This window comes from Pseudomonas sp. PS01300 (genome assembly GCF_029960155.1).
GTDB classification, from domain to species: Bacteria; Pseudomonadota; Gammaproteobacteria; order Pseudomonadales; family Pseudomonadaceae; genus Aquipseudomonas; species Aquipseudomonas palmensis.
The window spans coordinates 37,650-59,950 of the sequence record NZ_JASCPN010000006.1 but is presented as its reverse complement, the minus strand read 5'-3'; the positions used below and the strand labels follow the sequence as shown (position 1 = coordinate 59,950).

Here is a 22,301-nt window from a genome sequence, read left to right as displayed (position 1 = left end):
CGTGCAGCAGCCTGGAGAAGCACCATGGACATCGACGAGAACGCACCTGGCAACAGGTCACAGCAGGGCGTTACGCGCACCACCGACAACGAAACCGGTCACGATCCAAGGCGCGAGGCGCCAGAGGTGCCACTGCCGCCTGACGACGAAGCGGCGGTCGAAGAAGACATGACCGATGTGGAGGCCGGCAACTCGGTACTGAGCGAGCATCCCGAGGCAGGAAACCACAGTCGCGACGACCACCCGCATGCGGGCTCGCCATTGCGCGAGCAGGGCGATGAGAGAAAGGAGACGCGCGACGTGCCTGCGAGCGATCCTGAGTCCGGTGCCTGAACCCTCGCCCGGTCAGTAGGTGGCGGTGATCGCCTGAGCCAGCTGCCGATCTGTCATCAAAGGTGGCCGGGCGGTCGCACGATAATGCCGAGACGCCTGCTCGAACTGTGCGCCGCGTATCTGGCCATCCGAGCCAACGAAGGCCAGCGCATCGCTTCTGGCCGACTTGAACAGATCGGGCGCATTGAAGGTCAGCGCGGTGGTGCCCGCCACCAGGATGCTCGGCACGAACGTGGTGTACATCAGCGCCTTATCGAACGGATTGGCGTTTTCGGCAGCCGCAGCGTGGCTGCTGGCCAGGACAAGCAGGGCGGCGCCCAGGGCGTTCCATACGGTCATTTGCGGTTCCATTGCACCGGGTAGCTTAGCGTGATCTCAGGCTTCGATGCAGGCTCAGCACGCCCTTGTCGTCGAACAGAAAGATGATCTGGTTGCCCACGTTGTCCTGGCAGATGACGCCTTCATTCTGGCTGTCGACGATGCCCTGGCATGCCATGTTCGACACGTAGGGGCGCAGTTGGCACTTGAGCGTCTTGCCATCTTCGATCACCAGTTGGTGGTTGGGCGAGATGCTCTGCGGGTCTGGGGCCGGGCAAGTGCCCTGGCCCCAGTCGATGCCTTGATGATTGGGCTGATGATTGGGCTGGGTGGTGCAGCCGGCCAGCAGCACCAGGGGCAACAGGTACTTGCACTTCATGGTCACGGGTCCTGGTAGTTGCATCATTGTTGCGTTAGCGCTGCAGACTACAGGGTGATGGTTTTCATTACCCTGCGCTGAGTCTCGTTTTGAAAGATTCGCCCGGGCGATGCCAGTGCTGCGCCGGGGCGGTGCCGCCATCGATGGGGAGGGAACTAGCGCGCGGGCTCACCGTCGGCCAGCCCTCTGGCCAGGTCCACGGCTGCGGTAATGGCGGCCCTGGCCTGGGGGCTGTTCTTCCAGCAGGTCGAGCCCAATGCGGCAGATGCCTGGGCAAGGATGTCAGTGACATCCGATCTGCCCAGCTCGGCCAGGGAATCGATGCCCATCTGCTCGAGCCGGGTGATAACGGTGGGGCCTACGCCCTTGAGCGCCAGCAGGGCAGTACGTTCTGTCGGGGAAAATGCCATCGATGAAATCCTTTTCTGTTCTGTCGAAGCCTGGCGACAAGCCCGCTCAACGCATGAACTTCACGAACACCAGTTCCGGGTCGCCCGGGTCGAGGTTTTCGATTGTCCCGCTGTGTTGATAGCCCAGCTGTGCCAGGAGTTGGCGCATCGGCAGGTTGGAGGTGTTGGTGGATGTGAACACCTTCTGCGCCGAGGCGACTCGCTCCAGGTGTGTCATCAGCTGGCGGCCGACACCGGTGCGCCTGGATGCATCTGAAACGACCACCAGGGGAATGAAGTACTCACCGAAAAAGCTTCGGTCCAGGCAACCATAACCCAAGGGGGTGGCGGCGTCGTTCGCTTCGCAGGCAATCCAGCACTCACGTGCGCGGATGGCCTGCGCAAGCTGCTCGCGGCGGCGTTCATCGTTGCGTGCAACAGCGTCAATGCCTGTCAGGTGGTGGATGTCCTCTGCCAGGGCCTGCCTGATAGATAGGCTCATGGTCTCGCCTTGTCGGTTTGATGCCGCGAAGTGTACTTCAGGGACACTGAATCCATAAAAGTCGCGATATACGCAACTTGGCGCTACAGTGCCGAATAGTCCCGTCATGGTCTGAACAAGGAAGTTTGCGATGATAGCGAAGTTGATGGTCACCGTTGGTATCGTGTTTTACGCCGTCGTGGTACCGATCCTCGAAATCAATGATACCCACGTCTTCAATCAGGCCTGGGAGCCACACGCGCGCCTGCATGAAACCTGGCAACTCTTCACCAATACCGCCATTGGTGCGTACAGCGTCTGGCTGGTGTGGGGGCGCGATAACCTGAGGCTGGCGAGCCTGCTGACCCTGTTCGTCACAGGCGGGTTCCTGATGGCGTACTGGCTGCGCGATGGCTACGGCGGCTCGATGGTACTCACAGACGGTTCGGAGAAGATGATCCTGGGCGTCAACCTTGGTCTTTTTGCCTACGCGCTGGCCATTTTGCTGGCGGGGCTTGCGGTCGCCCTCGAGCGGCGCAGGCCCGATAGGTCGCTGGAGGCTGACCAGCGCTAAGCCGTTGACCAAGGGGGGGATGAAGGGGCGCGTCACCCCGCCTGCCGTTCCCGCCGCAGTGTATGCCACAACAGGGCGGCCGACAGCAGGCCGGGCATCATGAAGATATACACGAGCTGCGGGAACTTGTGAGTGAAGCCGGCCAGCACGCCGCCCCATATCAGTGTGACTGCCACCCCGCAGATCAGCAGGCGGCGGTTGGGTACCACGGGTATTTCAGCCATCGCCAGCAGGTAGATCTTCCAGCACGACCAGAGGCCGAACAACGAAATCGACATCAGGCCCATCGCTATGGGTATCGCGAACAGCGGTTGCTCACTGATGACCAACATCGGGAAGAAAAAACCGATGCACCCGGCAATGAACAGCAGCGTCAGGGGCATCAGGCCCAGTACGGCAGCCAGGGTGAGGCCCATTCGAAAGGTGGTGAGTTTGTCCATACAGCTACCTGCGACAACGAAGAGAAAACACTGCAGCCCACGCACTGTGCCATGGTCACGGGCATTTTCAAGGATGCGAAAAACGCGATGCAGACGCTCTGCGGCAGTGCGCAAGGGGCCAATTCATGCATGATGGCTGATTGATGTCAATGTTGCCTCCCTGCTGCGCCTTTAAAATCGAGGCACATATCGATAGGCGTTGCGTGCCGGGGAGTTGTGGCAATGTTTGGTGGAAAGTGGCGAGAACAGGTCAGCGCACAGGCGCGTGAGTTGCAGGAGCTGAAGCAGCAGAATCTGGCGCTCCAGCAGGAAAACCAGCAACTGACCGATTTGCTGGCGCAAACCCAGGGTGAGCAGGCCGAGCTCAATGCCTACAGCCGTTACCAATGTGATCTGCACAGCAAGATGGGCATGTTCGACGAGTCGATGAAGCAGACCCGTGATGGGGTAGTCAGCCAGGCCGAAACCCTGCGCGGGGAGGTCGACCACCTCAAGGCCAACAGCGGCGTGTTCAGCGAGACGTCCGAACTGCTTTCGTCGTTCTCCACCTCGCTCACGCACATGGCCGGTCAAGGCGTGAGCAGTGTCGAGAGCGTGACCCACCTGCAGGCGCGGGTCAGCGAAATCAGCAGCATCGTGGGCTTGATCAAGGCCATTTCAGACCAGACCAACCTGCTGGCACTCAACGCCGCCATCGAGGCGGCGCGGGCCGGTGAGCAGGGGCGCGGGTTTGCGGTGGTGGCCGACGAGGTACGGGCCCTGGCCCAGCGCACCCACCAGGCCACCCAGGACATCAGCGTGCTGGTGGACGCCATCAATGTCGATACCACGGCGGCGAGCAACTCGATCGGCAACCTCTCCAATGAAGCCACGCGCCTGGCTGGCGACGTGTCGACCTCGGCACAGACCCTGGACGAAATGGTGGTGATGGGGGACCACATGACCACCCTGATCGAGAACATGGCGCTCAGTTCGTTCTGCGAGGCGGTCAAGCTCGACCACCTGTTGTTCAAGCTGATGGTGTACCTGCGCCTGTTCAATCAGGACCCGAACCTTGAGCTGTCGGACCATAAGCATTGCCGCCTGGGCAAGTGGTACCTGATGCCGGAAACCCAGCAGATCTACCAGCACGACCGGGCATTCGCCCAGCTCGACGACCCCCACCGTATCTGCCATGAATCGGCCAGCCATGCGCTGCACCAGGCGCAGCACAAGGACTGGAGCGCGGTGGTGGCCTCGCTGGACAGCATGGAGACCGCCAGCCTCAAGGTGAACCAGGTGCTGCAGGCGCTCGCCCATCGCGGCGACTGATCGACAGTTGCAGGCACAGGCGCGAGGGAGCAAAAGTGGTAGGATCCGTGCGATCGGATCGGGTAAAGGGAGTGCCGCATGGTTGGGGAGCTGGATGAGCGCGACGTCGCGCGTCGTTTCTGCGTTGTCTGTGCAGTCATCATTGCGGCGGTTGGTCTCTGTGCTTCCCTGTACTGCCTGTTGAGCCCGGCCAGCATGTTCCCCTCGCTGGGCCCGGTGCTGGCGATCTTCGCGCTGGCACTGACCAACCTGCTGTGCCTGCCACTGGTGTTTGCCTATTGGCTGTTGGCGTTCCGGCCCCATGGCGCTCGCGTGCTGCTTGTGGTGCAAGGCATTGCAATGGCGCTGTTTGCGCTGTGGTACGGCCTTTTGCTGCTTTGACGTTGGTTGGCTGCGTCGGCACGTGCTGGCAAGTTTTTATCGCGGGTTTTCCACCATCTCCGGGTGGCTGTCGAGGTTGCTGAACCTCGCCGAGTAGCGTCGGTAGTCTTCAGCATCGCGCTGCAGCGTAATGGCTACGTGCTTGCCGTCCCAGATCAGAATGTCGTTGTTGAACAGAAGCCCTGAGCGCATCTCCAGGTTCTGGTTCTCGCGCCGATTCGGTTGGCCGTATTTGGACACGAGCAACTGTTGCACCTCGTTGAAGCCTTCCGCGCTGCCCGATATAGACAGGTACTCCAACTGCCCTGCGTTGAGCTTCATGCCCAGCTGGTAGTCCGCGCCAAGTCCGATGTAGGGAGCGCCCCTGACCTGGTAGTAATCACTCATCGACGTCTGCTCCAGGCACATCACCTCGGGAGGGATATGCGTAGCGTCGGCGGAACAGGGTGCGAATTCGGCAAGGTTGTTGCCATTGAGCTTGATGCCAGCAAAGTTGTCGGGTTCGAACTTCCAGATTTTGGCGTTTCCCGGCCAGTAGTCGGCCCAAGTGGCAGGTGCCAGGAGCAGCCCCAAGGTGATGGTCAGCAGATGAGCGTTCAAGTCGAAACCTTTTGATCAGACGGTGCCGCGTGATGCACGCGAAAAAGCCACGCCTATTTGGCGGCGTATTGCACTCAGTCAAACAGAAAGCCGATTCGCTTTATGTAGGATTTTTCTCAAAAGTGTTTCTGATTCAAAAGAAAATCGTGATTTGCACAAGGCTTGAACGCAAACGTCCGGCCATGTGCCGGACGTTTGCGTAGTGGCAGGCGACTTAGCGGTGGCGGTGCTTGCGCTTGTGCTTGCTGGCGCTGTGCCTGTTGTCATCTGCCAGATGATTGCCCACCGCGCCCCCGGCCGCGCCGCCCAGGCCGGCGCCGACGGTCGAACCGGTGGAGCCGCCCAGCGCATTGCCGATCAGCGAGCCGCCAGCCGACCCCAGGCCACCGCCCACGGCGGCCTGGGTGCGGTTGCCCTTGCGCGCACCAGCCGCGCTACCTGCAGCGCCACCCAGCCCGGCACCGATGGCGGCGCCGGTGCTGCCGCCGATCTGCTGGCCAACCACATTGCCCAGTGCGCCGCCCAGCCCGCCACCGATGGCGGTGGTGCCGTCGCCGGCAACGGCAGTCAGGGGCAGCAGGATACCCAGGGCGAGGGTAGGCAGGGTGAAACGCATGATGTGAACCTCAGGTACTTGATCTGCAAGATGATTTTTTGGTGCTGTTCAGACCGCGCGCCGAAGGTTTGGTTTCCGGTCGCGCCATTTAAAAACGTGGTGCGCCCTTGCGAGGCTTCGCGGGCCTCGGCGAAGATGGCCGATTGGCTTTTGCACAGTGAGGTTGATATGGCGCAGTACAAGACCGTTGGCGAGCTGGTGGCAGCCTTGTCGCGGCTTCCGCAGGATGCACGGGTGGTGGTTCAGGGTGGCCTGGGCCTGAAGGACATCAGCCTGTTCGGGGCAGGGCAGGTCCAGATCGAGTTCAAGGAGCAGATCATCGACTCCTCGCCGTCGTGGGTAGTGTTCGTCAAGCAGTGATTTCTGCAGGCTGTGCTAGCGTGTACAGATACGGCAATTAACTTGTACATAAAATTTTCCATGTGCAAGTATCGCCGCAACCCCCCGCCCAAGGGGCTGCCAGGGAGTACCGCATGCGACCGCCACCCATCGCGCTGTGCAGGCTGCTGTTGCTGATCGGTGTGCTGGCCTGCGGTTACGCCCAGGCGGGGTGGCGGGCCGACCTGCCGGATGCGCGTCTGGTAGGCAGTGCTGAATTCAGGACCTGGGGCCTGGATATCTATACGGCGCGATTGTGGGCTCCCGGTGCACGCTTGAACGAGGGCGATGGCTTCGCCCTCGAGATCACCTACCGGCGCGCGGTCAGTCGCGAGCGGTTGGTCGAGGTCAGCCTCGAGGAGATCCAGCGTCTGTCTGCCACCCCGCTGACGGCAGCGCAACGGGACCAGTGGCAGGCGCAGATGCAGCAGGCGTTCGTGGATGTCGAGGCGGGTATGCGCATCACGGGCGTGTACGTTCCCGGGCTTGGCTGTCGCTTCTATGTGGGGGAGCGCCTGCAGCACGAAGTGCGTGACCAGGCATTCGCCCGTGCGTTCTTCGCCATCTGGCTGGACCCTCGCAGCCGCTACCCCGACTTGCGTCGGCAACTCCTTGGAGCCTCCCCATGAAAGCCTGGTACCTGTTGGTGTTCCTGCTGTTGGCCGGCTGCGGCAATGTCGATGTCGAGGCTTACCGCAACCAGTCACCGGCGTTCGACCTGCGTCAGTACTTCAACGGCCGCGTCGACGGCTGGGGCATCGTGCAGAAGCGTTCCGGCGAGGTCATCAAGCGTTTTCACGTGCTGATCGAAGGGCGCAGCGAAGGCGATAACGTGGTGCTGAACGAGCACTTCACCTACAGCGACGGCACCCGGCAGCAACGCACCTGGACCATTCGCCCGGACGGCCCGGGACGTTGGCGCGGCACGGCCGGGGATGTGGTGGAAGAGGCGCGCGGGCAGAACGCCGGTTTCGCCTTGCGCTGGCAGTACGTGCTCGACGTACCGGTGGACGGCAAGACCTGGGCCATCCGCTTCGACGACTGGATGTACCTGCTGGACGATAACACCCTGGCCAACCGCTCCTACATGACCAAGTTCGGCATCGAAGTCGGGCAGGTCACCTTGTTCTTTCGCAAGCAGGTGCAATAGTCCGGCCGAGACGGTGCAGTACCGGCAGCAGCAAGGCCCACACGGCGGCAAGCACCAGCAGGCTCGGCCAGGTGCCCAATGGCAGCCCGGCACCGGCAAGCTGCACACCGCCCCAGTAGGACAACGGGCCGCCCACCGCGCCCAGCAGGCTGGCCCGCCACCAGGGGTTGGCGGTCCAGTGCAGGCTGTGGCGCAAGGTGCAGGCGAACACCGGCCACAGCAACAGCAGCCAGAACGGCGGCAGCCAGCGATGACCGCCAAACTCGAACACCCCGAGCGCCAGCAGCAGGCTGTCGGTCAGCCAGCCGCACAGGCTGACGGCGACGATCAGGCGTACCTCGCCGGGCCTGGCCAGGCAGCTCAGGTGCGTCACCAGGCAGGCCACTGCCACTGCCAGCAAGGCGGGGTGGCGAGCACCCAGCACGCAGGCGAACCAGCCAAGCTGAAACAGCAGCGCATTGCCCAGCACCGGTGCCCAATGCGCTGTCCGCCGGTTCAGCCTGGTTGCCCCAGCAGCGGTGCGGGCCGTGCGCCGGCCTTGGCCAGCAACAGCTGGGCGGTGCCGATGGCACGCTCCAGAAAGCCCCCCTCGCAGTAGCACAGGTAGAACTCCCACAAGCGGTAGAACGTGTCGTCATAACCCAACGCCTGCAACGGCTGGCGCGCCTGCTGCAGGTTCTGGTGCCAGCAGCGCAGGGTGCGCGCATAGTGCAGGCCGAATTCTTCCATGTGGTGCAGGTTCAGATCGGTGTCGCGGCCCATCACCTGCAGCATCACCCCTACCGAAGGCAGGGCGCCGCCCGGAAAGATGTAGCGCTGGATGAAGTCGACCGAGCGGCACGCCTGTGCGTAGCGCTGTTCGCGGATGGTGATGCTCTGCAGCAGCATCAGGCCATCGGGCTTGAGCAGCCGCGCGCATTGCCTGAAGTAGCTGCTGAGGTAGCGATGGCCGACAGCTTCGATCATCTCGATGGATACCAGCTTGTCGTACTGGCCCTGCAGGTCGCGGTAATCCTCCAGCAGCAGGGTGATGCGGTCCTGCAGGCCGGCTTCGTCGATGCGCCGACGGGCATAGGCGAACTGTTCGGCCGACACCGTGGTGGTGGTTACCCGGCAGCCGTGGTGGCGTGCCGCGTAAATGGCCAGGCCGCCCCAGCCGGTGCCGATCTCCAGCAGGTGATCGTCGCGGGTGAGGGCGAGCTTCTGGCAGATGCGCTGCAACTTGTAGTGCTGGGCCTGTTCCAGGGTATCGTCGGCCCCCTGAAACATGGCCGCCGAGTACATCATGCTCGGGTCCAGCAGGCGCTCGAACAGTTCGTTGCCCAGGTCGTAATGGGCGGCGATGTTGCGTCTGGCGCCGCGCCGGGTATTGCGGTTGAGCCAGTGCAGGCCATGCAGCAGCGGGCGCCCCAGGCGTGCCAGCCCGCCTTCCAGGCCGTCGAGTACCTCCAGGTTCGCCACCAGCACGCGGACCACGGCGGTGAGGTCCGGGCTGGTCCAGTAGCCGTGGACGTAGGCTTCGCCTGCGCCAATCGAGCCGTTGCTGGCCACCAGGCCCCATAGTGCGTCGTCCACTACCTGGACATGCCCTTGCAGGCTCGCGCCGGCGTTGCCGAAGTGGTGCACCACATTGGCTTCGATGACCACCAGTGCGCCGTGGCGCAGGCGTTCGAGCTGGCGCAGCACAGCGCGCCGCAGCAGCATCACGCCGATGCCGTTGCCGGCGGACGCGAAGCGTTTTGCCGGGATTGCCTCAGGGCTCTTCATGGGGGGTGTCCTTTGCGCTGTCGGGTGCATTGATCGGTTTGGCTCGCCGCCAGGTGCCCCGGGCGGCGAAGTGGTCGAACAGGCGATGACGCTTGAGCAGCAGGCGCAACGCCTGCCAATGGATGGCCAGCAGGGTCTTGGCGGTCATCCACGGGAAGCTCAGCAGGTGCCGGTGCAGGCTGCGTCGGTCCAGGTCGATGCGCGCCAGGTTCAGCACGGCGCTGAACACCCGGGTGTGTGCCTGCCAGTCCTCCATGCGCACACGGATACGTGCTGCAGGTGTGCAGAAGTGCATGCGGTATTCCAGGTCGGCGGGCAGGAACGGCGACACATGAAACGCCTTGGCCACGCTGAAGTTCCACGGCCCCGGGCCGTCGGCGGGCAACACGTAGTGAAAGCGTTCGCGCCAGGGCGTGTTGGTGACCTCGCAGAGAATCGCAGCCAGACGCCCGTCACCTTCAAAACAGTAGAAAAAGCTCACCGGGTTGAAGGCCAGGCCCCAGCTGCGGGGTTGGGTCAGTACGCACACCGGCCCTTGGGGGCGGTGGTGCAGCACCTGTTCGAGCAGGTCCAGCACGGCGCTCTTGAGGGGCGTGCCCTGGTGAGTGGCGGCTGGCAGATAGTCCCGCTCGTCGAAGGCAAAGGCGCTCCACCGGCCCCTGCCGGCCAGCCTCGACAGCGCTGGCAGCTGCGCCTGCTCGTCCAGGTCCAGGTACAGCAGGCCGATGCGGTAGGCAAAGCCGAAATCCCCCCTGGCGGGGCGGCGGTGGCTGACCCAGCCCTGGTAGAGAGCGCTGTTCACAACTGCTCACCAAATTGGGCGGCCACGCGCAGCGCGCTGACCACGCCGTCTTCATGAAAGCCGTTGCCCCAGTACGCGCCGCAGTAGTAGCTGTGTCGGGCACCGCACAGTTCGGCGTGACGCGCCTGGGCCCGTACCCCGGCCAGGCTGAACTGCGGGTGGGCATAGGTGTAGCGGCCAAGGACCTTGCCGGGGTCGATGGCGCCGGTCTGGTTGAGGCTCACGCAGAAGGTCTGCGGGGCATCGATGCCCTGCAGAATGTTCATGTTGTAGGTGACGGCGGCCGGCTGGGACTGCGAGCCGCCGAGGCGGTAGTTCCAGCTGGCCCAGGCCAGGGGGCGACGCGGCAGCAGGCGGGTGTCGGTGTGCAGGACCACGTCGTTGTCGGCATAGCGCAGCGCGCCAAGAATCTCGCGCTCGGCCTGGCTGGGATCATGCAGCATCAGCAGCGCCTGGTCGCTGTGGCAGGCGAACACCACCTTGTCGTAACGCTCCATGCCTGCTCGGCTGAACAGGTTGACACCGTCGGCATCGCGGGTCACGCCCAGTACAGGGCAGTTGAGGCGAATGCGTTCGGCAAACGGTGCGCACAGCGGGGCCAGGTAACTGCGCGAGCCACCTTCCACTACCCGCCATCGCGGGCGGTCGTTGACCGACAGCAGCCCGTGGTGCTTGAAGAAGCGCACGAAAAACTGCAGCGGGAAGCCCAGCATCTGCGCCAGCGGCATCGACCAGATGGCGGCCCCCATCGGCACGATGTAGTGGTCGATGAAGCGCTCGCCGTAGCCGTTCATGTACAGGTAGTCGCCCAGCGAAAGGGTGTCGTTGACTCGCTGCTGCTCCAGGTCGTTCAGGGCCTGGCGATTGAAGCGCAGGATGTCGTAGAGCATGCCCCAGAAGGGCGGCGACAACAGGTTGCGGCGCTGCGCGAAGAGGCTGTTGAGGGTGTTGCCGTTGTACTCGTGGGCGGTCTGCGGGTCGTGGACCGAAAAGCTCATTTCGGTAGGGCGCGAGGCGATGCCCAGCTGATCGAGCAGGCGGATGAAGTTGGGGTAGGTCCAGTCGTTGAATACGATGAACCCGGTATCCACCGCGTAGTGTCGCTCGCCAAGCTGCACGTCGACGGTATGGGTGTGCCCGCCAATCCGGTCACTGGATTCGTACAGCGTGATGGCGTGCTGGCGCTGCAGCAGGTGGGCGCAGGTAAGCCCGGCGATACCGCTGCCGATGATGGCTATCTTCATGGGTGGGGTTCCTGGCGCAGTGGCCGTGACAGGTGCTTGCCCAGTGCCAGTTGCAGGCTCACCGGCAGCAGCGCGACCAGGCGCAGGCCGGCGATGAACAGGAGTGGAAAGGCAATGGTGTACGGGCGCTTGTGCAGGCGCCGGGCAATATGGCGTGCGGCCTTTTCGGCGGGCCAGCACAGCGGCATGGGGAAGTCGTTGCGCCGGGTCAGCGGGGTGTCGACGAAGCCCGGGCTGACCAGCGTCACGGCAATGCCTTCGCGGGCCAGGTCGATGCGCAGCGATTCGAACAGGTAGCGCACCGCGGCCTTGGAGGCGCCATAGGCCCCGGCGCGTGGCAGCGCCAGAAAGGTCACGGCGCTGGCCACGGCCACCAGGTGCGGCTGTCGGCCCTGGCGCAGCAGGGGCAGGGCAGCCTCCACGCAGTGGCTGGCACTGAACAGGTTGGAAGCCACCACGCGCTCGACCATGGCGGCTTCGAAGGCTTCGCTGTCCAGGTACTCGCAGGTGCCGGCGTTGAGTATCACCTGGTCCAGGCCACCCCAGGCCTGGGCGATCTGCTGGGCTATCGCGCGCACCTGGTCACCTTCGCGAAGGTCGCCCGGTACCACCAGTACCTGGTCGGGGTAGCGCTGCGCCAATGCCTGCAAGGGCTGGACATTGCGCGCGCTGACCGCCAGGCGATGCCCCTGGGCCAGCAGCAGGGGGGCCAGTGCCGCACCAATGCCGCTGCTGGCGCCGGTCAGCCAGATGCGTCTCATGCCAGCCTCCGCTTGAGCCAGCCGATCACGCTGCCCATCACCGGCAGGTGCTCGTACAGCAGCGCCCCGGCGTCGAAGTAGTCATGGTGCAGGTAGACCTTGTCGCGCCACATCAGGTGCGAGCAACCCTGTACCTGAACCGGGCGCCCACCGTTCAGGCGCGCATGCCGGTAGTGCAGGGTCCAGCGCAGGTAGCCCTTCCCGTCGTCGACCTGGTCATAACCGTGGAACTCGAAGCGCACCTGATCGACGTTGGCGTACAGCTGAGCGAAATAATCCTGCAGCGCGGCCATGCCGTGGATCTGATGCAGCGGGTCACGGAACTGGACATCGTCGCTGTACAACTCGCGCAGCACACCCAGGTTGTGCGCGTCGATCGCGCAGAATCGCTCTGCAAAGCGTTTGAGATACTCGGACATTGCCTGCACCCATGACCATTGTGGTCATTTAGTTGTACACGTATTGTTATTTGTACAAGATATTTGCAGGTTAGAGGGAAATTTGTACAAGTCAATTCATCCCTGCAGATTTTGCTGCAGGGAGATGGACGCAGGGGCAGGGGCAAGGCGAGGGAGAACGCAGGACGCAGAAAGCAGAAAAGCGCCCCAAGGGGCGCTTTTCAGAAGATGGTGCGAGTGGCGGGACTCGAACCCGCAAGGCTCACGCCGGCAGATTTTAAGTCTGCTGTGTATACCAATTCCACCACACTCGCACGGATCATCCGGCTGCAAGGTCAGGCACAGGGTGTGTGCGACACTTTACCTTCCGGATCAAGGCGGCTTTATAACTCATCGTTATATTCGAGTCAACTCGCGCACCCGCTACTTTGCCATGTAACGCCGCAGCCAGCGACGGGGAATCAGCAGTGACACGATGGCCAGCGCCAGGGCGAAGCCACCGCAGGCCATCAGCGCCGCCAGGCCGTAGCGGTGCTCCAGCAGCCCGCCCAGCACTGCGCCGCCGAACATGCCGGACCACGGCACCAGTTGCACGCGCCAGCCCGGACGCCGCTCCCCCATCAGCCAGCGGCCCAGGCCGCGGCCAAAGCGCGACAGGGCGCCGGTTACATAGGTCAGCCCGATGGGCAGCCCGTTCACCTCTTCGACCGCCGCATTGAGCATGCCCATGGCGATGATCGCGCCCAGCAGCGCCGGCAACTGCGCCTGCGCGCCCCACAGGCCTGCCCCCAGCAGCAGTGCCGCCGACAGGGCGAGCAGCGGCCATGCACGCTTGGCGCTCAGGCGGGCGATGATCACCCCCAGCGCGTTGCCGGCAATGAAGGCGCCGATCAGCAGGGCCAGGCGGGCCACCAGTGCCCAGTGCGCATCGCCCAGGGCGACGGCCATGCGCGTGGTGTTGCCGCTCATGAAAGAAACGAAATCGCCGGTGGCGAGAAAGCCGATGGCGTCGGTCATGCCCGCCAGCACCGACAGGGCGGCGACGAAAAACAACCCGACGCGGCCCCGGCGCTTGTAGACGAGGGTAGTCAGCGGCCCGCGTTGGCCCTGTGGGCGCTCTGGCAGCATGGGCGTCTCCGGGGCTAGGGTTCGATGCGGTCGGCCACGCTGCGCAACTGGTCGATCGATGCCTGCAGCCCATTGATGCTGCGCTGCACTTCCAAGGCATCCTGCGGGTGGGCCGAGTGCTGCAGGTAGCGCGCATGCCCGGCCATTTCGCGCGCGATCTGCTCCAGATTGGCGGCGGTGTGCTCCAGGTCATCGTGAATGCCTTTCATCCTTGCATCTGTGGTCAACGTCCTTCCCCCGGTTGCGCTTGCACCTGTGGACTATAACAAGTTGCCCCCTGGCCCGGAACGATTTCCCCGGGCACTGCCCGGATAGGTGAGCACCCGTTGACACCGGGCAATCACTGCGCCACTGTTCCGCCAGTGATTTATCGTTCACGTCCTGCAGGTCGATACGACTGTTTCGAAATTACGGAATTGCAGAGGCGCCCGGTTGTCTACCTTCTCATTGTCCTCACTGCGGTGCCTGCGGGTTTGCCATGGATTCTTCCCAGCGCTCTGACCTTCAAACCATGCACGCCAGCCGCTATGAGCAGTTGGTGCAGACCGTTGCGGACTACGCCATCTATATGCTCGACCTCGAGGGCCATGTGGTGTCGTGGAACCTGGGGGCCCAGCGCATCAAGGGCTACAACGCCGACGAGGTCATCGGTCGGCACTTCTCGATGTTCTTCACGCCGCAGGATTGCGCCGAAGGCCGGCCTGGCTGGTTGCTCAATCGTGCGCTGAGCACCGGCGGGGCACAGGACGAAGGCTGGCGCATGCGCAAGGACGGCACGCAGTTCTGGGCCCTGGCGGCACTGGATGTGATTCGGGACGAGCAGGGCGAGGTGGTCGGGCTGGCGAAAATCACCCGCGACATCACCGATCGTCGGGAAGCCGCATTACAGTTGGACGCCATGCGTGCGCAGCTGTTCCAGTCGCAGAAGCTGGAAGCCCTCGGCCAGCTTACCGGGGGCATGGCCCACGATTTCAACAATCTGCTCACGATCATCATCGGCTCGGCCAAGCTGGCCATGACCTCTCGCGACCCGCAGCGTACCGAGCGCCTGTTGCAGCATATCGTCGATGCCGGCGAACGCGGCAGCCAGGTGACCCAGCAGTTGCTCGGGTTCGCCCGGCGCAAGGTGCAGAGCACAAGCCGGGTCGATGTGGCGCAGTTGGTCCGGGCGAGCCAGGCGTTGCTGTCCCAGGCGCTGCCCAAGGGCATCGAATTGCAGGTAGATATCCAGGGCGAGGTATCGGATATCGAGGTGGACAGCGGCCAGTTGCAGATGGTGCTGCTCAACCTGATCTTCAACGCCCGTGACGCCATGGATGCCGAGGGGCGCATCGAACTGGTTGCACGCAACCAGGTGCTGCAGGGGGAGTGGGACGGGCTGGTTGGCGATCATGTGCTCATCAGCGTGCGCGACCCCGGACGTGGTATCGATGCTGCGGTGTTGCCGCGCATCTTCGAACCGTTTTTCACCACCAAGAGTTTTGGCAAGGGAACCGGCCTGGGGTTGAGCCAGGCCTACGGTTTTGCCAAGCAGAGCAACGGTTGTATCAGGGTCGAGAGCGAAAGCGGTCGCGGCACCTGCATGACCCTGTGCCTGCCGGCATGGCAGCCACCCCAGCCCGACAACCTTCAAAGCGAGTGAACCTATCGTGGAGCAGCTCAAGCGTCTTGCTACAGGCATCGAAGGTCTGGACGACCTGCTCAAGGGCGGCCTTGTGGCCGGCTCGTCCTATATCGTCCAGGGTCGCCCGGGCTCGGGCAAGACCATCCTGGCCAACCAGTTGGCGTTCAACCATGTGGCCACGGGCGGGCGGGTGCTGGTGGCGACGCTGCTGAGCGAGTCCCATGAGCGTCTGTTCCAGTACCTGTCCACCCTGAGCTTTTTCGACCCTGCGCTGGTGGGCAACCAGCTGCAGTTCGTCAGTGCCTTCGATACCCTCGAAAGCGAGGGGCTGGAGGCGGTGGTCAAGCTGCTGCGCGGTGAAATCGGCCGCCAGGGCGCCTCACTGCTGATTGTCGACGGCCTGCTCAATGCACGTTCACGCGCCGAAAACGTGCTCGACACCAAGAAGTTCATTTCAGAGCTGCAAGGCCATGCCGCGTTTGCCGGCTGCACCTTGCTGCTGCTTACCAGTTCGCGCCTGGATGACGGCAGCCCGGAACACACCATGGTCGATGGCGTCATCGAGCTGGGCGAGGACCTGTACGGCGCACGTTCGGTGCGACGCATCCAGTTGCGCAAGACCCGCGGCAGCGGGGCGCTGTCCGGGGTGCACGAATGCGAGATCACCGAGCAGGGGCTGAAAGTGTATCCGCGCCTTGAAGCACTCTACAGCCACCCCTCCAGCCCGGGCAGCGAGGTGTTGACCCGCGTCGGCACGGGCCTGGCCAGTCTCGATGGCTTGCTGGGCGGGGGCTTTCCCAGCGCTTCGGTCTCACTGGCGATGGGGCCGTCGGGTATTGGCAAGACCTCCCTGGGCCTGAGTTTTCTGGCCGGTGCCACAGTGGCCGAGCCGGGCCTGCATTTCGGCTTCTACGAGACCCCGCAGCGCTTGCGTATCAAGGCCAGGGCCATCGGTATCGATCTGCCGGCACTGGAGAAAAGCGGGGCGGTGCACCTGGCCTGGCAGCCCACTACCGAAGGGTTGCTCGATGGCGTGGGCGCCCGTTTGCTCAGCCATGTACGCAAGCACCGCATCAAACGGGTGCTGATCGACAGCCTGGGCGCGTTTGCCCGGCTCGCCACCAACCAGGGGCGGCTCAACGAGTTCTTCCGTGCGCTGATGGGCGAGCTGCGTGCCGAGGATGTGACGGTGTTGGCGACCTGGGAGATGCGCGACCTGTTCGGCTCTGAAATCAACGCACCCGCGTCGGAGCTGTCGTCGATCGTCGACAACCTGTTCCTGATGCGTTTCGTCGAGCTGGACGCCGAGCTCAAACGCTTGCTGTCGATCCTCAAGGTGCGCGACAGTGAATACGATCCGGCCCTGCTGGAGCTGGTCATCCGTTCGACAGGCATCGAGCTCGACAAGGCGTTCGTTCAGGCGAGCGCGGTGATGTCGGGCACCGCTTCATCGGCGCAAGGGGCATGAAAGCCCTGGGCTGGCAGCCATGAGCACGATTCTGGTCGTGGACGACGAGTATGTGATCGCCGATATCCTGGGGTATGCCCTGGAGGACGCCGGCTACAAGGTCGAGAAGGCGCCCAATGGCAAGACGGCCCTGGACGTGCTGGAGAAGGTGCGAATCGACCTGGTCATCACCGACTACATGATGCCGATAATGAATGGCGAGGAGTTGGCCAAAGCGATTCGCAGCAATGCGCAGTTTGCGGACCTACCGGTCATTCTCATGAGCGGGGCCCAGGCAAGTATCGGCAAAGCCATACCTGACCTGTTTTCTGCAGTGTTCGACAAGCCGTTCGATACTGCCAGCATGGTGGCCAGGGTCAGGGCATTCATCGGTGTGGCGGAGGCCGGGCGGGATACGCCAGAGCTTCAGTGAACCGTGTTGCCGGGACCAAGCGCATCCGTGCGACTCGATTAGCCCTGGTTACTGGTGATCATCCCCCTTCTCCGGCGCCGGGCTGCCGGCTTGAATGCGCTTGTAAATCTCTTCACGGTGCACCTGGACATCTTTGGGTGCATCGATGCCGATCCTCACTTGCATCCCCTTGACCCCTAGAATGGTGACCTTGATGTCATCATTGATGACGATGCTTTCGCCAACTTTGCGGGTGAGTATCAGCATGTACTTCTCCTTGGTAACTTTGAATGCCTTGCAGGCGGTAGCTGCACAGGCCGGGTGTGCGCGGTGGCACAGCCGTCTTTCCCTTCATTAAAGACGCATTCGATGGAAATTAATTCCCCGAGCACAAGATTCTGTTGAGGTCTTTAGTCACAGGTTCCGATTGGGCAGATGGGCAATTACGCACAACCGGTATCGCCCATGGACGCAAGCATAGGGGGCTTCAACGCATATGGGAAATTTCTCTGCCTGATGGGGGATATGTCTTTTTTCTATGGAACGGCGGCGTTTAAAAAGTAGGGTTATTTAATGTGCTAGTTAATGATTTTCATTCGTATCTCATGTATTCAATGTCATGAGAAAACGTGCCAGGGCCACCTCGGCCAGCTCCATGCGCTGGCGCGCCCGTGGCCGGGGCAGCGCGTGGAGCTCGCCCAGCACGAAGCGCTCCAGCAGCGCCGGGTGCACATAGCTGCGCCGGCATACGGCGGGGGTATTGCCCAGTCGCGACGCCACCTGCTTGAGCATGGCCACGATCTGTCGGCGCGCTTCGGTTTCCGGTTGCCATTGCAGCTCGCGCAGCAACTCCAGCGCCAGCGCGCTGCCGGCCCAGGTGCGATAGTCCTTGGCGGTGAAGTCGGCACCGGTCAATTGCTGCAGGTAGGCGTTCACGTCTGCCGAACCGACGGTGTGACATTGCCCCAACTCGTCCTGCCACTGGAACAGGTCCTGGCCCGGCAATTCCAGGCAGCGTTTGACGATGCGTGCCAGGCGACGGTCCTTGAGGGTCACCTGGTGCTCGATGCCGCTCTTGCCGCGAAAGCGAAACCGTATCGCGCTGCCTTCGACCTGCACATGGCGAGTGCGCAGCGTGGTCAGCCCGTAGGAGCGGTTGTCGCGGGCATACTGACGGTTGCCCACGCGGATCAGCGTGTTGTCGAGCAGGCTGACCACCAGTGCCATGACCTTTTCGCGGTCCAGGCCGGGCCGCGCCAGGTGTTCGTCGAGTTGCTTGCGCAGCCTCGGCAGGCGTTTGGCGAAGGCCAGCATGCGGTCGTACTTGTGGCTGTCGCGCAGTTCGCGCCAGTCGGGGTGATAGCGGTACTGCTTGCGACCACGTGCGTCGCGTCCGGTGGCTTGCAGGTGGCCGCGCGGGTCGGCGCAGATCCATACATCGGTATAGGCCGGCGGTATGGCCAGCGCCTTGATGCGGGCCAGGGTATCCGGTGCGGTGATGCGCTGGCCGTGGGCGTCGAAATAGGCGAAGTGCTTGCGCAGCAGGCGCCGATGGAAACCGGGGCGGCTGTCATCCACGTAATGCAGGCCACTGGGCAAAGGGGGCAGGTCGACACTCATGCTGGGCGCTCGCGTAGGGGCTCTGACGATGGACAGCAGCCGTTCGCGCAAGTTAGCCCAGCAATGCCACCGATTTTATCTGCGCCCACAACTGCTGGCCTTCGTGCAGCCCCAACTGGTCGCTCGAGTAGCGCGTCACCCGCGCCAGCAGGGCTGTGCCATCGGCGTCCAGGCTCACCAGCATCTGCGCCGGGTTGTCACCGGCGCGCAACGCGCACACGCGCACCGGCAGGCGGTTGAGAATGCTCGAACGGCTGTCGTCGGCCAGGCTCAGGCTCACGTCGCGTGCCTGGACCTTGACCCGCAGGCGCGCCCCCGGGGCCAGCGCCTCGTGGGTGAGGCGCAACCTGAGGTCGCTGCCCGGCAGTTTCAGGTCCAGCAACTGGTAGGCCGCGTCGTGGGCGTCCACCTCGCCCTCGATGACCACCCCGGCGTCCTCCTGCAGGGCCAGCGGCAGGTCCAGGCGGGCCAGGGTCTGGCTGATCGGCCCGCTGGCCTGCACCTTGCCCTGTTCGAGCAGCACCAGGTGATCGGCCAGGCGCGCCACTTCGTCCTGCGCATGGCTGACGTAGATCAGCGGGATCTGCAACTGGTCGTGCAGGCGCTCCAGGTACGGCAGGATCTCGCGTTTGCGCGGGCCGTCCAGGGCTGCCAGGGGTTCGTCCATCAGCAGCACCTTGGGGCTGGTGAGCAGCGCACGGGCGATCCCCACGCGCTGTCGTTCACCGCCCGACAGGGTGTACGGCTTGCGCGCGAGCAGGTGGCTGATGCCCAGCAGCTCGCAGGCGTGCTCCAGGCCGACCTGGCGCTGGTGCTGGGCGATGCGTCGCCAGCCGAAGATCAGGTTGTTCTTCACGCTCAGGTGGGGGAACAGGCTGGCTTCCTGGAACACGTAGCCGATGGGGCGCTGGTGGGGCGGCATGAAGTACTGGCGTGCGGAATCCTGCCAGACCTCGCCATTGACCTCGATGTAGGCCTGGTCGGCCCGCTCCAGGCCTGCCAGGCAGCGCAGGCAGGTGGTCTTGCCCGAGCCCGAATGGCCGAACAGGGCGCTGACACCGCGCCCGGGCAGTTGCAGGTCGACATCCAGCCGGAAATCGTCGAAGGCCACCTGCAACCGGGCCTGGATCAATGCACTCATCGGTCAGCTCCAGGCCGGCTTGCCGCGGCGGCTGGCGTACAGCGCCAGCAGCACCAGGAACGAGAACACCAGCATGGCGCCGGCCAGCCAGTGGGCCTGCATGTACTCCATGGCCTCGACATGGTCGAAGATCTGCACGGAAACCACGCGGGTCTTGTCGGGAATATTGCCGCCGATCATCAGCACCACGCCGAACTCGCCGACGGTGTGGGCAAAGCCCAGGATGCTCGCGGTAATGAAGCCAGGGCGGGCCAGGGGCAGCACCACGCTGAAAAAGCAGTCCCACGGGCTGGCGCGCAAGGTGGCAGCCACCTCCAGCGGGCGCTCGCCAATGGCGCTGAACGCGTTTTGCAGCGGTTGCACCACGAACGGCATCGAGTACACCACCGACCCGATCACCAGGCCTGTGAAACTGAACACCACGGTGCCCAGGCCCAGCGCCTGGGTGGCCTGGCCAAGCCAGCCGTGGGGGCCCAGGGCGATCAGCAGATAGAAGCCGATCACCGTGGGCGGCAACACCAGGGGCAGGGCCACGATCGCCCCGATCGGCCCGCGCAGCCAGGAGTGCGTGCGCGCCAGCCACCAGGCGATCGGGGTGCCGATCAGCAGCAGGATCAGGGTAGTCAGCGACGCCAGCTTGAACGTCAGCCAGATGGCGCCCAGGTCGCTGGCGTCCAGTGGCATCAGAGTTCGTAGCCGTACGACTTGATCACTTCAGCGGCCTTGGGGCCCTTGAGGTAATCGACCAGCGCCTTGGCGGCGGCGTTGTCCTTGCCCTTGTTGAGAATCACAGCGTCCTGTTTGATCGGGTCGTGCAGGTCGGCTGGCACGATCCAGGCCGAGCCGTTGCTGACCTTGCCGTCCTTGTAGATCTGCGACAGGGCCACGAAGCCCAGCTCGGCGTTGCCGGTGGAAACGAACTGGAACGCCTGGGTGATGTTCTGGCCTTCGACCAACTTGCCCTTGGTGGCCTCGGTCAGGTTCAGCTTGGCCAGTACCTGCGTGGCGGCCAGGCCGTAGGGCGCGGCCTTGGGGTTGGCGATGGACAGGTGCTTGTAGTCGTTTTTCTTCAGGACTTCGCCCTTGTCATCCACATAGCCCGCTTTGGGCGACCACAGCGCGAGGGTGCCGATGGCGTAGGTAAAGCGCGAGCCCTTGACGGTTTCGCCTTCGTTCTCGAGTTTTTCGGGGGTGGTGTCGTCGGCCGACAGGAACACCTCGAAGGGCGCGCCATTCTTGATCTGCGCGTAGAACTGCCCGGTAGCGCCGAAGGAGGTGACCAGCTTGTGGCCGGTGTCCTTTTCGAAATCCTTGGCAATAGCCTGGATGGGCGCGGTGAAGTTGGCCGCGACGGCCACCTGGACTTCATCGGCCCAGGCGCTGTTGAGGGTCAGCATGCCGAATACGGCGGTCAGGGCAAAACGAGGGGCGCGCATTCTCATCAAACAGCTCCATGTGCATGAGGTAATCGTTATGCATTGGAATATATAGCGATTGCCCGGCAAACGGAAAGATCTGTTTTACCGTGACATCAATGCCAGCGCCTTTTCTGCCAGTTGGCGCGTCAGTTCGGCTGCCGGCAGGGCTTGGCCAAGGCGCAGCGCCTGGCCGGCCCACAGGTTGCTGAAATCGCTGTTGCCCTGCGGCTCGCTGATGGCGCGAAGGGGCATCAAGGCGCCGCCGGCCAGGGGGAAGGCAGGGGCCAGGGGGCTCATCGGGCCCAACTCACGCATGATGCGGGTATTGATGCCGCGTGCCGGGCGCCCGGTAAACAGGTTGGTGAGCGCGGTATCGCTGGCCTGTGCGCTGTGCAGTGCCTGGCGATGCGCGGCCGACACCTTGGCCTCGGGGCAGAACAGGTAGGCGGTGCCCACCTGAACGGCCGAGGCGCCCAGTGCGAAGGCCGCCACAACACCGCGGGCATCGCCGATGCCGCCAGCCGCGATCACCGGCACCTTGACCGCATCGGCCACCTGGGGCACCAGCGCCAGGGTGCCGATCTGGGTGGTGAGGTCATCGCTCAGGAACATGCCGCGGTGCCCACCTGCTTCATAGCCCATGGCGATGATCGCGTCGCAGCCATGGGCTTCGAGCCAGCGTGCTTCCTCGACCGTGGTGGCACTTGACAGTACCTTGGCCCCGCTGGCCTTGACCCGCGCCAGCAGCTCGGGCGCAGGCAGGCCGAAGTGAAAGCTCACCACTGCAGGCTTGCAGTCTTCCACCAAGGCACAGCCCGCTTCGTCGAAGGGCGCGCGATTGGAGACCGGGGTGGTGGCGCCGAAGTCGGCACCCACTTCTTCGTAGTACGGCTTGAGTGCCTGCTTCCAGCGGATTGCACGTTCGCCATCGGTGGCGGGTGGCCGATGGCAGAAGAAATTGAGGTTGAGCGGGCCGCGACTGGCCTGGCTGAAGGTCGCGATCTCCTGGCGTATCTGCTCGGGGGTGAGCATCGCGCATGGCAGCGAGCCCAGCCCCCCGGCGTTACTGACCGCGATGGCCATGGCCGGCCCCGTGGCGCCCGCCATCGGTGCCTGGATGATGGGCAACTCGATACCGAGCAGGTCGAGGATACGTGGGTCCGGCCATTGGCTCATCGCGGGGCTCCTT

At 63.7% G+C, this 22,301-nt stretch carries 30 protein-coding genes, 1 tRNA gene and 2 pseudogenes; 11 read left to right on the top strand and 22 right to left on the bottom strand.

All coding sequences use genetic code 11. The annotated features are described in order from the left end of the window. Window positions 1–24 precede the first annotated feature (24 nt). A pseudogene (locus tag QMX96_RS26945) lies at window positions 25–216 on the top strand (hypothetical protein); the annotation flags it as partial. 129 nt (window positions 217–345) lie between these two features. Here the strand turns inward: QMX96_RS26945 and QMX96_RS05530 are convergent. The 4 genes from QMX96_RS05530 to QMX96_RS05515 form a co-directional block, all read right to left on the bottom strand. After that, a complete protein-coding gene (locus QMX96_RS05530; protein ID WP_043861709.1) occupies window positions 346–672 on the bottom strand; it encodes a DUF2388 domain-containing protein in 327 nt (108 codons plus the stop codon). A gap of 25 nt (window positions 673–697) precedes the next feature. Beyond that, window positions 698–1,030 (bottom strand): hypothetical protein, encoded by a 333-nt coding sequence (locus QMX96_RS05525; protein WP_043861710.1) that lies wholly within the window; start codon window positions 1,028–1,030, stop codon window positions 698–700. Between the two features lie 155 nt (window positions 1,031–1,185). Then, window positions 1,186–1,440, bottom strand: a complete 255-nt coding sequence (locus tag QMX96_RS05520) for a hypothetical protein (protein WP_054914290.1) — start codon at window positions 1,438–1,440, stop codon at window positions 1,186–1,188. A 46-nt stretch (window positions 1,441–1,486) separates the two neighbouring features. Beyond that, entirely contained in the window at window positions 1,487–2,074 is a 588-nt protein-coding gene (locus tag QMX96_RS05515) for a GNAT family N-acetyltransferase (protein ID WP_282361326.1), read from the bottom strand. On the opposite strand from QMX96_RS05515, the gene QMX96_RS05510 reads away from it, so the two are divergent. Then, on the top strand, window positions 2,052–2,474 hold the full coding sequence (locus QMX96_RS05510) for a hypothetical protein (RefSeq protein WP_058540370.1): 423 nt from the start codon (window positions 2,052–2,054) through the stop codon (window positions 2,472–2,474). The two genes, QMX96_RS05515 and QMX96_RS05510, sit on opposite strands and share 23 nt — an antisense overlap. Window positions 2,475–2,506: 32 nt before the next feature. Here QMX96_RS05510 and QMX96_RS05505 read toward each other — a convergent pair whose 3' ends face one another. Next, complete coding sequence (locus tag QMX96_RS05505) at window positions 2,507–3,028, bottom strand: hypothetical protein (protein ID WP_282361325.1); 522 nt, start codon at window positions 3,026–3,028, stop codon at window positions 2,507–2,509. A 447-nt stretch (window positions 3,029–3,475) separates the two neighbouring features. Between QMX96_RS05505 and QMX96_RS05500 the strand changes: the two are divergent. From QMX96_RS05500 to QMX96_RS05490, 3 genes and pseudogenes are all read left to right on the top strand, one after another. Continuing rightward, a pseudogene (locus tag QMX96_RS05500) lies at window positions 3,476–3,877 on the top strand (methyl-accepting chemotaxis protein); the annotation flags it as partial. Then, a complete protein-coding gene (locus QMX96_RS05495) occupies window positions 3,854–4,225 on the top strand; it encodes a CZB domain-containing protein (protein WP_321141387.1) in 372 nt (123 codons plus the stop codon). The pseudogene QMX96_RS05500 and the gene QMX96_RS05495, both read left to right, overlap by 24 nt. Before the next feature lie 78 nt (window positions 4,226–4,303). Next, entirely contained in the window at window positions 4,304–4,606 is a 303-nt protein-coding gene (locus QMX96_RS05490) for a hypothetical protein (RefSeq protein ID WP_282361324.1), read from the top strand. Window positions 4,607–4,642: 36 nt separating this feature from the next. Here the strand turns inward: QMX96_RS05490 and QMX96_RS05485 are convergent, their stop codons facing one another. Continuing rightward, window positions 4,643–5,206 carry a hypothetical protein gene (locus QMX96_RS05485; protein ID WP_116053627.1) on the bottom strand — a complete coding sequence of 188 codons (564 nt, stop codon included), beginning with the start codon at window positions 5,204–5,206 and terminating at the stop codon, window positions 4,643–4,645. Window positions 5,207–5,420: 214 nt separating this feature from the next. Continuing rightward, window positions 5,421–5,822 carry a glycine zipper domain-containing protein gene (locus QMX96_RS05480; protein WP_043861716.1) on the bottom strand — a complete coding sequence of 134 codons (402 nt, stop codon included), beginning with the start codon at window positions 5,820–5,822 and terminating at the stop codon, window positions 5,421–5,423. Between the two features lie 168 nt (window positions 5,823–5,990). Here QMX96_RS05480 and QMX96_RS05475 point away from each other — a divergent pair, with 168 nt between their 5' ends. The 3 genes from QMX96_RS05475 to QMX96_RS05465 all read left to right on the top strand — a co-directional run bounded on the left by QMX96_RS05475 (window position 5,991) and on the right by QMX96_RS05465 (window position 7,350). Then, on the top strand, window positions 5,991–6,182 hold the full coding sequence (locus QMX96_RS05475; protein ID WP_043861717.1) for a hypothetical protein: 192 nt from the start codon (window positions 5,991–5,993) through the stop codon (window positions 6,180–6,182). Window positions 6,183–6,295: 113 nt separating this feature from the next. Beyond that, the gene (locus QMX96_RS05470) at window positions 6,296–6,829 is read left to right on the top strand and encodes a chalcone isomerase family protein (protein ID WP_043861718.1); all 534 of its coding nucleotides are present in this window, start codon (window positions 6,296–6,298) and stop codon (window positions 6,827–6,829) included. Beyond that, a complete protein-coding gene (locus tag QMX96_RS05465) occupies window positions 6,826–7,350 on the top strand; it encodes a DUF3833 domain-containing protein (protein ID WP_043861719.1) in 525 nt (174 codons plus the stop codon). Before QMX96_RS05470 ends, QMX96_RS05465 begins: the two co-directional genes overlap by 4 nt. Here the strand turns inward: QMX96_RS05465 and QMX96_RS05460 are convergent. The 9 genes from QMX96_RS05460 to QMX96_RS05420 all read right to left on the bottom strand — a co-directional run bounded on the left by QMX96_RS05460 (window position 7,319) and on the right by QMX96_RS05420 (window position 13,659). Beyond that, window positions 7,319–7,819 carry a DUF2878 domain-containing protein gene (locus tag QMX96_RS05460; RefSeq protein ID WP_282361323.1) on the bottom strand — a complete coding sequence of 167 codons (501 nt, stop codon included), beginning with the start codon at window positions 7,817–7,819 and terminating at the stop codon, window positions 7,319–7,321. The genes QMX96_RS05465 and QMX96_RS05460 overlap by 32 nt on opposite strands. Window positions 7,820–7,845: 26 nt before the next feature. Then, the gene (locus QMX96_RS05455; RefSeq protein ID WP_058540366.1) at window positions 7,846–9,117 is read right to left on the bottom strand and encodes a cyclopropane-fatty-acyl-phospholipid synthase family protein; all 1,272 of its coding nucleotides are present in this window, start codon (window positions 9,115–9,117) and stop codon (window positions 7,846–7,848) included. Continuing rightward, the gene (locus tag QMX96_RS05450; protein ID WP_229590219.1) at window positions 9,104–9,919 is read right to left on the bottom strand and encodes a DUF1365 domain-containing protein; all 816 of its coding nucleotides are present in this window, start codon (window positions 9,917–9,919) and stop codon (window positions 9,104–9,106) included. The genes QMX96_RS05455 and QMX96_RS05450 overlap by 14 nt, the downstream gene beginning before the upstream one ends. After that, window positions 9,916–11,163, bottom strand: a complete 1,248-nt coding sequence (locus QMX96_RS05445; RefSeq protein ID WP_282361322.1) for an FAD-dependent oxidoreductase — start codon at window positions 11,161–11,163, stop codon at window positions 9,916–9,918. Before QMX96_RS05445 ends, QMX96_RS05450 begins: the two co-directional genes overlap by 4 nt. Then, complete coding sequence (locus QMX96_RS05440; protein WP_043861724.1) at window positions 11,160–11,924, bottom strand: SDR family NAD(P)-dependent oxidoreductase; 765 nt, start codon at window positions 11,922–11,924, stop codon at window positions 11,160–11,162. The genes QMX96_RS05445 and QMX96_RS05440 overlap by 4 nt, the downstream gene beginning before the upstream one ends. Beyond that, window positions 11,921–12,343 carry a nuclear transport factor 2 family protein gene (locus QMX96_RS05435; RefSeq protein WP_043861725.1) on the bottom strand — a complete coding sequence of 141 codons (423 nt, stop codon included), beginning with the start codon at window positions 12,341–12,343 and terminating at the stop codon, window positions 11,921–11,923. Before QMX96_RS05435 ends, QMX96_RS05440 begins: the two co-directional genes overlap by 4 nt. A gap of 208 nt (window positions 12,344–12,551) precedes the next feature. Then, a tRNA-Leu gene (locus QMX96_RS05430) sits at window positions 12,552–12,636 on the bottom strand. 109 nt (window positions 12,637–12,745) lie between these two features. Further along, window positions 12,746–13,450, bottom strand: a complete 705-nt coding sequence (locus QMX96_RS05425; protein ID WP_043861726.1) for a YoaK family protein — start codon at window positions 13,448–13,450, stop codon at window positions 12,746–12,748. A gap of 14 nt (window positions 13,451–13,464) precedes the next feature. After that, complete coding sequence (locus QMX96_RS05420) at window positions 13,465–13,659, bottom strand: hypothetical protein (protein WP_210014105.1); 195 nt, start codon at window positions 13,657–13,659, stop codon at window positions 13,465–13,467. A gap of 269 nt (window positions 13,660–13,928) precedes the next feature. Here QMX96_RS05420 and QMX96_RS05415 point away from each other — a divergent pair, with 269 nt between their 5' ends. From QMX96_RS05415 to QMX96_RS05405, 3 genes are read left to right on the top strand one after another with little or no spacing between them, the layout of a single operon-like run. Next, window positions 13,929–15,092, top strand: a complete 1,164-nt coding sequence (locus QMX96_RS05415) for a PAS domain-containing sensor histidine kinase (RefSeq protein ID WP_043861728.1) — start codon at window positions 13,929–13,931, stop codon at window positions 15,090–15,092. Window positions 15,093–15,096: 4 nt separating this feature from the next. After that, window positions 15,097–16,542 (top strand): ATPase domain-containing protein, encoded by a 1,446-nt coding sequence (locus QMX96_RS05410; protein ID WP_043861729.1) that lies wholly within the window; start codon window positions 15,097–15,099, stop codon window positions 16,540–16,542. A 19-nt stretch (window positions 16,543–16,561) separates the two neighbouring features. Continuing rightward, window positions 16,562–16,954 (top strand): response regulator, encoded by a 393-nt coding sequence (locus QMX96_RS05405; RefSeq protein ID WP_054914301.1) that lies wholly within the window; start codon window positions 16,562–16,564, stop codon window positions 16,952–16,954. A gap of 48 nt (window positions 16,955–17,002) precedes the next feature. On the opposite strand, the gene csrA is transcribed toward QMX96_RS05405, so the two are convergent. From csrA to QMX96_RS05375, 6 genes are all read right to left on the bottom strand, one after another. Beyond that, window positions 17,003–17,200 (bottom strand): carbon storage regulator CsrA, encoded by a 198-nt coding sequence (gene csrA, locus QMX96_RS05400; RefSeq protein ID WP_043861731.1) that lies wholly within the window; start codon window positions 17,198–17,200, stop codon window positions 17,003–17,005. A gap of 336 nt (window positions 17,201–17,536) precedes the next feature. Next, window positions 17,537–18,553, bottom strand: a complete 1,017-nt coding sequence (locus tag QMX96_RS05395; protein ID WP_274096946.1) for a DNA topoisomerase IB — start codon at window positions 18,551–18,553, stop codon at window positions 17,537–17,539. 52 nt (window positions 18,554–18,605) lie between these two features. Further along, entirely contained in the window at window positions 18,606–19,694 is a 1,089-nt protein-coding gene (modC, locus tag QMX96_RS05390; RefSeq protein WP_196932826.1) for a molybdenum ABC transporter ATP-binding protein, read from the bottom strand. Between the two features lie 3 nt (window positions 19,695–19,697). Further along, window positions 19,698–20,378, bottom strand: a complete 681-nt coding sequence (modB, locus tag QMX96_RS05385; protein ID WP_282361321.1) for a molybdate ABC transporter permease subunit — start codon at window positions 20,376–20,378, stop codon at window positions 19,698–19,700. Next, window positions 20,378–21,136, bottom strand: a complete 759-nt coding sequence (modA, locus tag QMX96_RS05380; RefSeq protein ID WP_282361320.1) for a molybdate ABC transporter substrate-binding protein — start codon at window positions 21,134–21,136, stop codon at window positions 20,378–20,380. The genes modB and modA overlap by 1 nt, the downstream gene beginning before the upstream one ends. A gap of 78 nt (window positions 21,137–21,214) precedes the next feature. After that, the gene (locus QMX96_RS05375) at window positions 21,215–22,288 is read right to left on the bottom strand and encodes a nitronate monooxygenase (protein ID WP_282361319.1); all 1,074 of its coding nucleotides are present in this window, start codon (window positions 22,286–22,288) and stop codon (window positions 21,215–21,217) included. Window positions 22,289–22,301 lie beyond the last annotated feature (13 nt).